Source organism: Anaerococcus jeddahensis (assembly GCF_001182725.1).
Classification (GTDB): domain Bacteria; phylum Bacillota; class Clostridia; order Tissierellales; family Peptoniphilaceae; genus Anaerococcus; species Anaerococcus jeddahensis.
Genome location: NZ_CWHU01000005.1, coordinates 577,369 through 589,778, shown reverse-complemented (window position 1 = coordinate 589,778; position 12,410 = coordinate 577,369). Strand labels below are relative to the sequence as shown.

The following is a 12,410-nucleotide window of genomic DNA, read 5'->3' as shown; positions in this document are numbered from 1 at the left end:
ATCCAAGGCCTCTATTTATAAATTTTATCCAAAATTCCATTTAAATATGCCAAAACTATCCCATAATTTGTCATGGGAATATTTTTTTCTTTCGCCATTTTTATTCTTTCTATGACGTATTTTTTATTAAACATACAAGCTCCACATTGGATTATAAGATCATATTTTTCAATATCTTCAAAATCCTCTCCTCTTGTAAAGTCTATTTCTATATCCTTATATTTTTTCTTTAAAAGTTTTGGAATTTTTACTGTTCCTATATCTTCAGTCATTGGTGGATGGGAACAAGCTTCTGCTATTAGAATTTTTTTTGCTCCTTGGTCAAGTTTTTTGACTGATTCTACATAATATTTTATATCTCCCTTAAAGGCAGAAAATAAAACTGAAAATGAAGTAAGTTTTATATCCTTATCCAAAATATTATAAACCTCTTTAAAATATTGGGAATCAGTTATAACAAGGTCTGGTTTTTTCTTAAATGAATTTAAAGTATTTTCTAAATTTTCAAGATTTGTTGAAACTGCCGTAGCATTTTTGTCTATAATTTCTCTTATAGTCATAACTTGTGGCTTTATTAGCCTAAATTTTGGTGCTTCAGCATCTTGAGGAATTACCAATAAAACCAAATCATTAGCCTTTACAAGATTTTTTGTTATAGTCTTATCTTCAATTTCAAATTTTGACCTAATTTTTTCAAAAAATTTCTCCCTATCATCCTTTTTATTCAAATTTATAAGCAAAGGATCAAGGCTTTCAAATTTTTCAAAAATATTTTTCCCAATTTCCAAATCCTGCTTGCTTGCAATGAATAAAATATTTTTATGCTTATTTTTTAAATCCAAAAGCTCGTCAATTTCATCATCTATTGATAACAAATACAAAATCACATCGGCTTTTTCGATTGTCTTTTTTGTTTTTGAAATTCTTTTCTCATATAAACTTGTATCATCATCAAAACCTGCAGTATCATAAAATAAAACTGGACCAAAATCGTGGATTTCCATGGATTTTTTTATGGGATCTGTTGTTGTTCCCTTATTGCTTGAAACAATTGAAACATCTTGGTCACTAATAAAATTTAAAAAAGAAGATTTTCCTGAATTAGTCTTGCCCAACAAAACAAAGCTAAGTCTTTCTGAATTATATGCTATCATACGTGTATATCTCTTTTTCCATCTCTAATTTGATCAAGCCATTTTTTTGTATTTATACGGAGTTTTTCATTTTCAATTTTTTCAATTTCTCTATCAATTAAGGCCCTTCCATCTTTTCTAGTCTTTTCACTCGCATAATCTGTTAAATACTCATCTAGTGTCAAAATAGCATTTGGTTGGCACATATTTCCAATTCCATAATTTTTAACAATTTTCATGAAGTCTTTGCCGACTCTTCCTTCTCTGTAGCAGGCAGTACAAAATGATGGCAAATAATCCATATTTAATAACCAATCAACAACTTCATCTAGACTTCTATCATCTGCAAGTTCAAACTGATTTGATCCTTCTACATCTCCAATATCATCAGAATAACCACCAACTGTAGTTTTTGAACCTCCAGAAATTTGACTTATTCCAAGATCCAAAACTTTTTCCCTTACTTTTTTGGACTCTCTTGTAGAAATTATCATTCCTGTATAAGGAACTGCAAGTCTTAGGCAAGCTACAATTTTTTCAAACATTTCATCACTCAATGAGTTGTCAAATTCATTCGGATCAATATCATCAGCAGGTTGAACTCTTGGAACTGAAATTGTATGAGGTCCACAATTAAATCTAGCTTCCAAATGTTCTGCATGCATCAAAAGTCCAATAAATTCATATTCATAAGATTCTAGTCCGAACAAAACTCCACATCCAACATCATTAATTCCTGCACTCATTGCCCTATCCATAGATTCTGTGTGATAATCATAATCATGTTTTGGACCAGTTGGGTGGAGCAGTTCATAATTTTTCTTATTATAAGTTTCTTGGAATAAAATATATGTACCAATTTCTGCATCCAATAATTTTTTATAATTTTCTTCTGTAGTTGCAGCTATATTTACATTAACTCTTCTTATTGATCCATTTTTGTGTTTTATAGAATAAATTGTTTTAATTGATTCTAGAACATAGTCAATAGGATTATTTACAGGATCTTCTCCAGTTTCAAGAGCAAGCCTTTTGTGGCCTAAATCTTGGAGAGCTATAACTTCTTTTCTAATTTCATCTTGGCTTAATTTTCTTCTAGGTATTGTTTTATTTTTCGCATGATAAGGACAGTACAAACATCCATTTACGCAATAATTTGATAAATAAAGTGGGGCAAATAAAACTATTCTGTTACCATAAAATTTAAGCTTTAACTTTTTTGCTAAGGAAAATATTTCTTTATTTAAATCATCTTGATTGCAAGAAAGTAGTACAAATGCCTCTTTGTGATTTAAACCATTAGCTTTTTTTGCCTTTTCTAAAATTTCTTTAATTAATTTCCTATCATCTTTGTGCTTTCTACCATATTCCATGGATTCCAAAATCTCTTCGTGATTAATAAATTCTTCCGCATTTTTTGATTTTACATTATAAATAGCCATTTTTTCTCCTTTAAGATTAAAAACCACCCTAAAAGGATGGTTTTGTTAAGTTTTATATTCAGCTTTAAAATTTTCCACTAAACTAAAATTTTTTCAAAAATTTATTAGATTAATTTATCTACAAAACTTATTGTTAATTCTTTCTCATTATATCACAAAATAAATTAATTTTTCCAAAAAATTAAATTTCTCTTCTATTTTCCAAGGCCCTTTCTAAAGTGAGTTGGTCAAAATATTCCAAATTTGATCCAACAGGAATCCCTGATGCAATTTTAGAAACCTTGACATTTTTTCCTTCTAATAAATGAGCCAAAAACAAGGAAGTGGTTTCTCCCTCAATTGTTGAAGAAATCGCCAAAATAATTTCTGTAATATTTTCCTTATCAATCCTATCTAATAATTTATCAATAGATAAATCTTCTGCCTTTACATTATCGGAAGGAGAAATGAGTCCTCCCAAAATATGGTATTTTCCGTGAAAAACTTGTGATTTTTCAATGGCATATAAATTTTTCACATCTTCAATTACACAAATTATACTATCTTCTCTTGAAACATCTTTACAAATTCCACAAACTTCATCTTCTGTTAAATTTCCACAAATTTTACAAGGATGAATTTTGGATTTCACTTCAAGAAGAGCATTTGAAAATTCTTCTACACTGTCGAGATCTTTTCCTACTATACTCATCGCAAGTCTTTCGGCACTTTTTTTACCAATTGTTGGAAGTTTTTGGAATTGCTCAATTAATTTAGTTAAACTTTCAGGATACAAACTCATTACATTAGTCCAGGAATATTAATATTTCCTGTTAATTTTCCCATTTCTCTTTGTGTGTATTCGTCAGCTTTTTTCAATGCATCATTTACAGCTGCAACAACTAAATCTTCGAGCATTTCTGTATCTTCAGGATCAACAACATCCTCATCAATATTAATTTTAACTAATTCCTTTTTACCATTTACAACAGCTTCGATAACCCCGCCACCAGCTGTTGAAGAAAATTCTTTTTCTTCAATTTCTTGTTGGGCCCTTGCCATTTCTTTTTGCATTTTTTGCACTTTTTTCATCATGTTGTTCATATTTCCGCCTGGAAATCCGCCTCTTGCCATAATTTTCTCCTTTATTCTTCAATTATTAAATCATTATCAAAAACTTCTTCTAGTTTTTTTATTACATCATCTTGTGAATCTTTTTTAGATCCTCTTATACTATTATTCTTGTTAGAAATTTTTTTGTCAATAGATGAAACTTTTAGGTCAAATTCTTTTCCTGTAACCGCCTTCAAAATTTCTTTCATTCTTGGCTTGGATTCTTCTAAAAATTGGTAATACAAAACATTAGAATAATAAATTATGAATTTTTCATTTAAAATATCATAATTAAAACCTTCATCTTTAAACATAGCCCTTAAAATTGGTGAGGATGTTGATGAAAGTTCACTTACAAAAAGTTCTTCTTGGTCCTTGTCAAGACTTATACTTTTTTCACTATTTTCTTCTGTTTTTTCTACATTTTCATATTTTTCAATAAGATTTTCATGATCATTTTTTTCTTCTTCTATTATTTTTTTATCATCTGAAATATTATTATTTTCAAAAGATTTTACTAGATTTTCCTCATCCTCTATTTTTTCTTTTTTAATAGGATTAGAATTTTCTTTTACTATAAATTTATCTGGATTTATATTTTCAAATTTTTGATCAACCAATTTATTTATTATGTCGATTATATTTTCTTTTTTTTCTTCTTCTAATTTTTTAAGTCTTGATAGGATATCTTCTTCATCTTTTAAATTTATAAGTCTTAAAATCGCCATTTCCATAAGAAGTGAAGAATTATCAGATAATTTCATCCTATTTGAATATTCATTTAATATTTCAAGATATCCAACTAGCCTTTCTGAAGAAATTTTCTTAATTTTTTCTTTTATTAATTCAAGATAATCTAAATTTTCTATATATTCTTCATTTTGGCTTGTCTTATAAACCATAATATCCCTAAAATATCCAACAAGCCCATCCAATATATCTTCATCATCCTTGTCGTTTTCTCTTAAATAAAAAAGTAAATCCAAGGATTGTTTTTGATTGTAGGAAATTATATTATCAACTAATTTGTCCAAAGATTCAAAATCAACTAAACCTAAAATATTTTCTACATCTTTTAGAGAAAAATAATCTTTTTCTATTGATAAAACTTGGTCCAAAATAGAAAGTGCATCTCTCATTGCTCCCTTTGCTTTTTTTACAATAAGGTCCTTTCCTTCTTCTTGCATAGAAATATTTCTGTCAGACAAAATTATGTCAATTTGTTTAATAATATCATCGCGTCCTATTTTATTAAATTCAAATTTTTGAACTCTTGATAAAATAGTTTTTGGAATTTTTTCAATTTCTGTTGTAGCAAGAATAAAAACTAAATGACTTGGTGGCTCTTCCATAATTTTTAATAAAGCATTGAAAGCTTCTCTTGTAATCATGTGGGCCTCGTCAATAATATAGACCTTGTATTTCAAATTATTTGGTGGATAAACTACAGTTTCTTTTAAATTTCTAATATCATCTATTCTTCTGTTACTTGCAGCATCCATTTCTACAACATCCATAGTAGATTCTTCTTCTATGGATTTACAATTTTCGCACTCGCCACATGGAGATGAATCTTTGGGATTAAGACAATTTATAGCCTTGGCAAAAATTTTTGCACAAGTTGTCTTTCCACATCCTCTTTCTCCAGCAAATAAATATGCGTGAGATATTTGACCAGATTTAATCTGATTTTTTAAAACATTTACAACCCTATCCTGACCCAAAACATCAGAAAATTTTTGGGGTCTGTATTCTCTATATAAAGCTTTTGCCATAATCTTTCCTTTCCTTAAAGATTATACCATAGAGAAAATATTTTTTTACTTTTAAATTTATTTGAATTTTTTTAAAAATAAAGTATAGTTTAAATCTGTAAGCATGGAGAGCTGTCCGAGTGGCTTAAGGAGCACGATTGGAAATCGTGTATACATTGATAGTGTATCAAGGGTTCAAATCCCTTGCTCTCCGCCATGCACTAGATGGGGAGTTAGCGGTGCCCTGTAACCTGCAATCCGCTACAGCAGGATTGAATTCCCAAGTTAGGATTTTAAAATATATAGTCTGCCTCAAATAAGCGGTGTTGATTGATGGGTCTTACGCAATAGGAAACTATGAACCATGTCAGGACGGGAACGTAGCAGCATTAAGTAGATCTTCTTATGTGCCGTAAGGTTACCTGTCATGAGCTGGCTGTTTGAGTAACGTATAAATTTTATTGTACAAGCTTGGGTGTGCTTACATAATATACTCTATAAGGCCTTTTGTTTTTACAAAAGGCTATTTTTTTAAGAAGGAGTAAAAATGATTGGTGAAAAATTAAAAAAATTATTTAATCAACCTACTGCAAATATAATAACTCCAGCAAGTGATGTTGCTGTATTAAGAGAAGATGATACGCTTTTACACGCAATAATTGTTCTTTCAAATCGTGGCTATCAAACTATTCCAGTTCTTGATGACAAGGATAGGGTCAGAGGTTTAATTTCAATTTCAAAAATTGTAATTTCATCAGAAGATGTTACTTTTTTTAATGAAGAAATTCTTACCAAAACCAAGGTCAGCGAAGTTATGGATCAAATTGTCCCAATTTTATTTGACGATTCAGAACTTGAAGATGTTTTAAGGCTTCTAATAAATAATAATTTTATATGTATAACCCACAGAAATGGCTATTTTGTTGGAATAATTACAAGAAAAACAATTTTAGAAAGATTTACAAATATTGCCCATAATTTAGAAAATGAATATAAATTGATTAAAAAATTATAAAAAGAAGCTCTTGCAAAATTTATTATTTGCAAGAGCTTCTTTTATTTTATTCTATATATTCCTGATCCAAAAGCAGGTATAATATTTTTATTTTTTAAATTTTCATCAAAACTTGTCAAAACTGTTTTTGTTTTATCGAGATATTTAATCTTATATTCCAAATCCGTCAAATTAATTATAATTAAATACTCAAAATTTTTAGACTTTCTTTTAAAAGCAAAAAGCGAATAACCTTCAATGTCTAAAATTTGAGTCTTGCTATTTTCTTCATAAAATTCCTTATTATCAAAGAGAAATTTGGAAATTTTCTTATAAAATTTATTAAAATCTTTCTCATTTTGATTTTTTGCTTTAAAATCTATTTTTTTATCAAAACTGTAAGTTTCTAAAGATCCAATTTCATCTTCCATAAAAAGGATTTTTTTAGAATTTAAGGTATAGGTAAGTAAAAATAGGGACTTCAATTGGTCATATTTTTTTTCATCTGAGTGCATTTTCATAGCAAGACTTGCCCCCTCACCCAAACTATCATAATAATTAAAACCAAGAATAAATTTTTTAAAATCTGTCTCAATCAAATTTTTTACAATATTAGAATAATTATATCTTTTATATGGAAAATTTTGCATAATTTTTATTATCTTTGCCATAGTTCTATCATAAATATAGGAAAATCCAAGATTAAAATCTATATCATCATTCCAAATAGAATTATAAAATCCAAGACTTAGTTTATTTAAGTTTTTTATATGGGTATTTATTATTTTGATAAGATCTAACCAATTATGGTTAAAACCTCTAGACTTATCTCCTTGACAAAATATCAAATTTTCTAAATTTATAAAAGATATGCCATCTAGCTTAAATTCATCAAATAAATATGAAATGAAAGATAAAATAAATGATTTAACAATTTTTTTGCTTGGATCTAAATTTATTCTTCCATCATAATTATACAAAATGTCATCATAGTCGTAGTTATACATATTAGAATTATCAAATCTTAATAAATATTTTTCACTTGGATAAAAAGAAGAAATATCCAAATCCATTATTATTCCTATATCATTTTTATGACAGATATCAATAAATAATTTTAACTTTTCTAAATTTAGTAATTTTTCATTATATGAAAAACTGTAAGTAAAAACATCCATTAATTTTACATGAGTAAAGTTATTTTCTTTTACATAAAAAATGAATTTATCAATAGACTTTTCATTTGAAAAAATTTTACCATCAAAATTTCTAAAGTTTATTTCGTAAATATTTAAATTTTTATTTTCTTTAATTTTATAAGAAAATTCAAAAGCCTTATCAAAAACTAATGAATTTTCATATTTTTCATCTGTTAATTTGGAAAATGGATCTAATTTATATGATTTTTTACCATTTTTATCTTCAATTACATATAAATATTTATCATATTCTTTAACATTATTTATAGTTTTTGAAAAAACACCAGTTGAATATTTTCTAAGTTTTTCTTCTTTCCAACCATTAAAGTCACCTACTATGTAAATATTTTTGGCATTTGGACCAAGCGTCCTAAAAATATAAGAATTTTTACTTTTTTTATGATTTCCAAAAAATTTAAAGCCATCAAACGATTCCCCATCTAAATATTTCCTAGTATCCATCTATCTTCCTTTCCATATTTAATATAAAATAATCAGCTTTTAATTCATTATTTATTATATCATATATGTTTCTTATCCCCGGAAATCATCTTGTAGTAAAGTGATTTTTTATGTATAATATAATGTGAATAAAAGAAATAAGGAACAAATTTTATGGAAATTTTAGATAAACACGAAAACGATAACTCAACTATGCAAAGTATCTATCTCAAAGTGCTTTATGCAAAAAAATTTTCCACTTCCAATAATATAAATTCTAGGATTCATTTTCATCCCTTTACGGAATTTTATTTTATTTTAGACGGAAAGGGAAAATTTTCAATTGAAGATAGGGTAATAAATACAAATAAAGATGATTTTTTTATCATCAATTCAAATGTTGGCCACAGTATATACTCAGGAGAAGATGAAAATTTAGTTTATATATCTTTTGGAGTAGACAGTATTTTTGTAAAAAATCTTTTAAATGATGATAATATTGATGAAGATAAATACATTTATAAAAATATAGAAAAAGACCAAGATTATTTTATAAAATCTTTTGATATTATTAATGAAGAATTTAATTCTAACAATATTTTTGCCCAATCAATGGCAAATGCAAAAGCAAGCGAATTTGTAATAACCTTACTTAGAAAATTCGAAGATGAAATAGTTATAACAAACGACATTAAAATCAACAAACAAATTGATTACATAAAAAATTTCATCGATAATAATTACTCAGAAGATATTAAACTTGAAAGTCTTTCAAAAATGGCTTATATGAATAAATTTCATTTAATTGCAGAATTTAAACAATCCTATAGGGTTACCCCTATTGACTATTTAATTTTAAAAAGAATAGAAGTTACCAAAAATTTACTCATAAGTACCAATCATTCAATGGAAGAAATTTCATCAATAGTAGGATTTAATTCTCAATCATATTTTAACCAAGTTTTTAGAAAAAAAGTGGGCTTGACACCTTCCCAATTTAGAAAAAATCATAGAATATAAATTCAAAAAAAATCATTAGCTTAAGCTAATGATTTTTCTATTATTTTAATTCTTCAATTCTAATTCTTTTAATAACTCCATCTTTCATGCTAATTATCTTAAATTTATAAGATCCATATATTAGTCTTGTATTTTCTTTTAATTCGTCTATACCTTCGACCTTAGCTATTTCATAAACTAAACCACCCAAAGTATTTGACATATCTTGAGGTATATCTAGTTTGTAATCTTGTTTTATTTTTTTTACAGTCATAGCTGCCGAATAAGTATTATCAATTTTCGCCATTAAGCTATCATCTTTAACAACAAATTTAATAATAACAAATATTAATCCTATTGATAAAGAACCAACTAAAATATCTATCAAATCAACTGAATATAAAAGCATTTTCCTAGCTATTACAAACAAAATTAAGGTTAGGATTGCCTCATGAGACTTAGTTAAAATCATCTCAATAAGCTCAATTCCTACAACCAATAAAAGTGCAAACTTTAAAAATTCATTTAACAGGTCATAATTTTGTTTAAAATCCGAAGCCTTTATTACAGAAATTGCATATTTTCCAAGAATTGGTATTGACAAAATTAAAGAAAATAAAATACTTACACATATTATAATTTCAACAGCCTTAATAGCCACTTCAATTTTTTCTTTTAATTTTTTTTCCATAAAATCTACTTTCTTTTAATAATCAACGTCCTTAGTATATTTTGACGCCGAGTTCCAAAGTAAAAATTCATTTTGACCAGAATCATAAATAGCTTTTATTTGAGCTTCGACAGCTTCCTTGTCATATTCCATGTAATTTCCACTTCCAATCCAAGAAGCAGTAAAATCCTGAATCCATGGTCTTGATTGAGGCTTATGTTCAATTTCAGAAAATTCTTTTTGTTCTTCTTTTAAATATCTTTTTACAAGCTCATAAGGTTCAAGATCTGGCTTTGCAATATCAAATGCATAAAATCCCCAGTGAGACGGATAAATCATAGAACTCATTACATCAGCTTGATTAGAAATTTCTTTAAAATCTTGACCGATTCCATCAGCTCTTCCAACTTGCATAGAATAACCAAAAACATCAACACCACATGGAGTATCATAGTCTTGAAGGACTTCCCTAGCATCTTTTACAAAACTAGTAATGGCATTAACTCTTTTGTCACCATCTTTCATTTTTAGATTTTCCCATTTGCCTTTAGAATAATATAAATTATCGCCCATATTTTCAAATCCTTCAGCAAATCTCACATAATCAAATTGAATTTCATCAAAACCAGCATTAGCTGCAAGTTCAGCAATTTTCAAATTATAATTTCTAACTTCATCCATATATGGATTAACAAAAGATTCTCCAAGTCCATTAACCAACAAAGAACCATCATTTAATTTAAATCCCCAATCAGGATGTTTTTCAGACATAACAGAATCTTTGAAAGTTGTAATCCTTGCAATCACATATATTCCTTTTGAATGCATTTTTGAAATAAAATCTTTTGCATCAATAATTTTATCAGTGGCGTACTTTATATCTTTATCATTAGATTTAAAATCACAAGTAATGTTTCCCCAATCATCTTTAACATCAATAACAACTGTATTTAACTTAGTGCTATCAATTAAATTAACTATTTTTTTTAAAGATTTTGGATCATTTGCAGAATAAGGATTAAAATAGATACCTTTTACCCCATCTTTGGGATAAAATTTAGATTTTTTTTCATTTAATGATTTTAATCTAGATGTATCATAATCCATATTGTAATCATCAGGGGCAACACCTACAAGATACGGTTCACCTTTAGGTTTCTTTTCCTTTTTATTATTTAAAGTTAAATTAGAATTTATATCAGATACTGAATTACTTTCATCTGTTTTTTTATTATTTTTAAAAGCACAAGAAGAAAATGTAATAGAAATTAAAAACAAAAATAATATAAATATTTTTTTATATTTCATATAAACTCCTAGCCAAAATAAATTAAAAAAAGAGCAAGTCTAAAAGACTCGCTCTAAATAATATTATTGAATTACTTTAGAAACAACTCCAGAAGCAACTGTTCTTCCACCTTCTCTTACTGCGAATCTTAATCCTTCTTCAAGAGCGATTGGTTTTTGTAATTTGATTTTGAATGTTGCGTTGTCTCCTGGCATTACCATTTCTGTTCCTTCTTCTAGTTGGATGTCTCCTGTTACATCTGTTGTTCTAAAGAAGAATTGTGGTCTGTAGCCTGAGAAGAATGGGGTATGTCTTCCTCCTTCTTCTTTGGTTAGTACGTATACTTGGCCTTCGAATTCTGTGTGTGGGTGTACTGAGCCTGGTGCTGCTATTACTTGTCCTCTTTGGATTTCGTTTCTTTGTACTCCTCTTAGTAGTAATGCACAGTTATCTCCTGATTCTGTTACGTCTAGTGATTTATGGAACATTTCGATTCCTGTTACTACTACTTCTCTTGTTTTATCTGTTAGGCCTACGATTTCTACTGTTGAACCTAGTTTTAGTGTTCCTCTTTCTACTCTTCCTGTTGCTACTGTTCCTCTTCCTGAGATTGTCATTACGTCTTCTACTGGCATTAGGAATGGTTGGTCGTTATCTCTTTCTGGGATGTCGAAGTATTCGTCTACTGCATCCATTAGAGCTAATATTTTATCTGACCATTCGCCTTCTCCGCCTTCTTGTAATGATTTTAATGCAGATCCTACTATTACTGGTGCATCGTCTCCGTCGAAGTCGTATTCTGATAGTAGATCTCTTACTTCCATTTCTACTAATTCGATTAGTTCTGGATCGTCTACTTGGTCTTCTTTGTTTAGGAATACTGCGATTTTTGGAACTCCTACTTGTCTTGCTAATAGGATGTGTTCTCTTGTTTGTGGCATTGGACCGTCTGCAGCTGATACTACTAGGATTGCTCCGTCCATTTGTGCTGCTCCTGTAATCATGTTTTTAACGTAGTCAGCGTGGCCTGGTGCATCTATATGTGCGTAGTGTCTTTTTTCTGTTTCGTATTCTACTACAGATGTATTGATTGTGATTCCTCTTTCTCTTTCTTCTGGAGCCTTATCAATTTTATCGTAGTCTATGAATTCACCTGTTCCATATTTTTTATTTAATGCTTGGGTGATTGCTGCTGTTGTTGTTGTTTTACCGTGGTCTACGTGTCCGATTGTACCAATATTAATATGTGGTTTACTTCTTTCAAATGTTTCTTTACTCATTATTTCCTCCTAAATATTATAAAATTACTATACCATAAATTTTATATTTTTACTACAATTATATTCACTATACCGTTTATTTTGCATATTTAAAAATAATTTGCAAAAATATTTTTTC

11 protein-coding genes, 1 tRNA gene and 1 other RNA gene are annotated in these 12,410 nt (G+C 28.2%); 4 read left to right on the top strand and 9 right to left on the bottom strand.

What is annotated here, in order from left to right:
- Window positions 1-11: 11 nt before the first annotated feature.
- The 5 genes from hydF to dnaX form a co-directional block, all read right to left on the bottom strand.
- Window positions 12-1,154 (bottom strand): [FeFe] hydrogenase H-cluster maturation GTPase HydF, encoded by a 1,143-nt coding sequence (hydF, locus tag BN2087_RS05880; protein WP_049690896.1) that lies wholly within the window; start codon window positions 1,152-1,154, stop codon window positions 12-14.
- Window positions 1,151-2,575, bottom strand: coding sequence for a [FeFe] hydrogenase H-cluster radical SAM maturase HydG (gene hydG, locus BN2087_RS05875; protein ID WP_049690895.1), 1,425 nt, complete (start codon window positions 2,573-2,575; stop codon window positions 1,151-1,153). The genes hydF and hydG overlap by 4 nt, the downstream gene beginning before the upstream one ends.
- A gap of 181 nt (window positions 2,576-2,756) precedes the next feature.
- A complete protein-coding gene (gene recR, locus BN2087_RS05870; protein WP_049690894.1) occupies window positions 2,757-3,356 on the bottom strand; it encodes a recombination mediator RecR in 600 nt (199 codons plus the stop codon).
- Entirely contained in the window at window positions 3,356-3,688 is a 333-nt protein-coding gene (locus BN2087_RS05865) for a YbaB/EbfC family nucleoid-associated protein (protein WP_049690893.1), read from the bottom strand. The genes recR and BN2087_RS05865 overlap by 1 nt, the downstream gene beginning before the upstream one ends.
- 11 nt (window positions 3,689-3,699) lie before the next feature.
- Window positions 3,700-5,442: a DNA polymerase III subunit gamma/tau gene (gene dnaX, locus BN2087_RS05860; protein ID WP_049690892.1), complete on the bottom strand. Its 1,743-nt coding sequence runs from the start codon at window positions 5,440-5,442 to the stop codon at window positions 3,700-3,702.
- A gap of 105 nt (window positions 5,443-5,547) precedes the next feature.
- Between dnaX and BN2087_RS05855 the strand changes: the two genes are divergently transcribed.
- The 3 genes from BN2087_RS05855 (at window position 5,548) to cbpB (ending at window position 6,436) form a co-directional block, all read left to right on the top strand.
- Window positions 5,548-5,638 (top strand) — tRNA-Ser (locus tag BN2087_RS05855).
- Window positions 5,638-5,904: signal recognition particle sRNA large type (gene ffs, locus BN2087_RS09130), an RNA gene on the top strand. The genes BN2087_RS05855 and ffs overlap by 1 nt, the downstream gene beginning before the upstream one ends.
- 64 nt (window positions 5,905-5,968) lie before the next feature.
- Complete coding sequence (gene cbpB / locus BN2087_RS05850; RefSeq protein ID WP_049690891.1) at window positions 5,969-6,436, top strand: cyclic-di-AMP-binding protein CbpB; 468 nt, start codon at window positions 5,969-5,971, stop codon at window positions 6,434-6,436.
- A gap of 41 nt (window positions 6,437-6,477) precedes the next feature.
- Here the strand turns inward: cbpB and BN2087_RS05845 are convergent, their stop codons facing one another.
- Window positions 6,478-8,076, bottom strand: coding sequence for a GlgB N-terminal domain-containing protein (locus BN2087_RS05845; RefSeq protein ID WP_049690890.1), 1,599 nt, complete (start codon window positions 8,074-8,076; stop codon window positions 6,478-6,480).
- Between the two features lie 153 nt (window positions 8,077-8,229).
- Between BN2087_RS05845 and BN2087_RS05840 the strand changes: the two genes are divergently transcribed.
- The gene (locus tag BN2087_RS05840; protein ID WP_049690889.1) at window positions 8,230-9,075 is read left to right on the top strand and encodes an AraC family transcriptional regulator; all 846 of its coding nucleotides are present in this window, start codon (window positions 8,230-8,232) and stop codon (window positions 9,073-9,075) included.
- Window positions 9,076-9,115: 40 nt separating this feature from the next.
- Here BN2087_RS05840 and BN2087_RS05835 read toward each other — a convergent pair whose 3' ends face one another.
- From BN2087_RS05835 to tuf, 3 genes are all read right to left on the bottom strand, one after another.
- Window positions 9,116-9,745, bottom strand: coding sequence for an HlyC/CorC family transporter associated domain-containing protein (locus BN2087_RS05835; protein ID WP_049690888.1), 630 nt, complete (start codon window positions 9,743-9,745; stop codon window positions 9,116-9,118).
- A 15-nt stretch (window positions 9,746-9,760) separates the two neighbouring features.
- Window positions 9,761-11,032, bottom strand: coding sequence for a putative glycoside hydrolase (locus tag BN2087_RS05830; protein WP_049690887.1), 1,272 nt, complete (start codon window positions 11,030-11,032; stop codon window positions 9,761-9,763).
- 63 nt (window positions 11,033-11,095) lie between these two features.
- Complete coding sequence (tuf, locus tag BN2087_RS05825) at window positions 11,096-12,292, bottom strand: elongation factor Tu (RefSeq protein WP_049690886.1); 1,197 nt, start codon at window positions 12,290-12,292, stop codon at window positions 11,096-11,098.
- Window positions 12,293-12,410: the final 118 nt, after the last annotated feature.

Excerpts from the sequence above, each read along its gene's own strand:
- hydF (WP_049690896.1), bottom strand. The coding sequence starts at position 1,154 with ATGATAGCATATAATTCAGAAAGACTTAGCTTTGTTTTGTTGGGCAAG.
- BN2087_RS05830 (WP_049690887.1), bottom strand. The coding sequence starts at position 11,032 with ATGAAATATAAAAAAATATTTATATTATTTTTGTTTTTAATTTCTATT.
- tuf (WP_049690886.1), bottom strand. The coding sequence starts at position 12,292 with ATGAGTAAAGAAACATTTGAAAGAAGTAAACCACATATTAATATTGGT.
- cbpB (WP_049690891.1), top strand. The coding sequence starts at position 5,969 with ATGATTGGTGAAAAATTAAAAAAATTATTTAATCAACCTACTGCAAAT.
- dnaX (WP_049690892.1), bottom strand. The coding sequence starts at position 5,442 with ATGGCAAAAGCTTTATATAGAGAATACAGACCCCAAAAATTTTCTGAT.
- recR (WP_049690894.1), bottom strand. The coding sequence starts at position 3,356 with ATGAGTTTGTATCCTGAAAGTTTAACTAAATTAATTGAGCAATTCCAA.
- BN2087_RS05865 (WP_049690893.1), bottom strand. The coding sequence starts at position 3,688 with ATGGCAAGAGGCGGATTTCCAGGCGGAAATATGAACAACATGATGAAA.
- BN2087_RS05845 (WP_049690890.1), bottom strand. The coding sequence starts at position 8,076 with ATGGATACTAGGAAATATTTAGATGGGGAATCGTTTGATGGCTTTAAA.
- BN2087_RS05840 (WP_049690889.1), top strand. The coding sequence starts at position 8,230 with ATGGAAATTTTAGATAAACACGAAAACGATAACTCAACTATGCAAAGT.
- BN2087_RS05835 (WP_049690888.1), bottom strand. The coding sequence starts at position 9,745 with ATGGAAAAAAAATTAAAAGAAAAAATTGAAGTGGCTATTAAGGCTGTT.
- hydG (WP_049690895.1), bottom strand. The coding sequence starts at position 2,575 with ATGGCTATTTATAATGTAAAATCAAAAAATGCGGAAGAATTTATTAAT.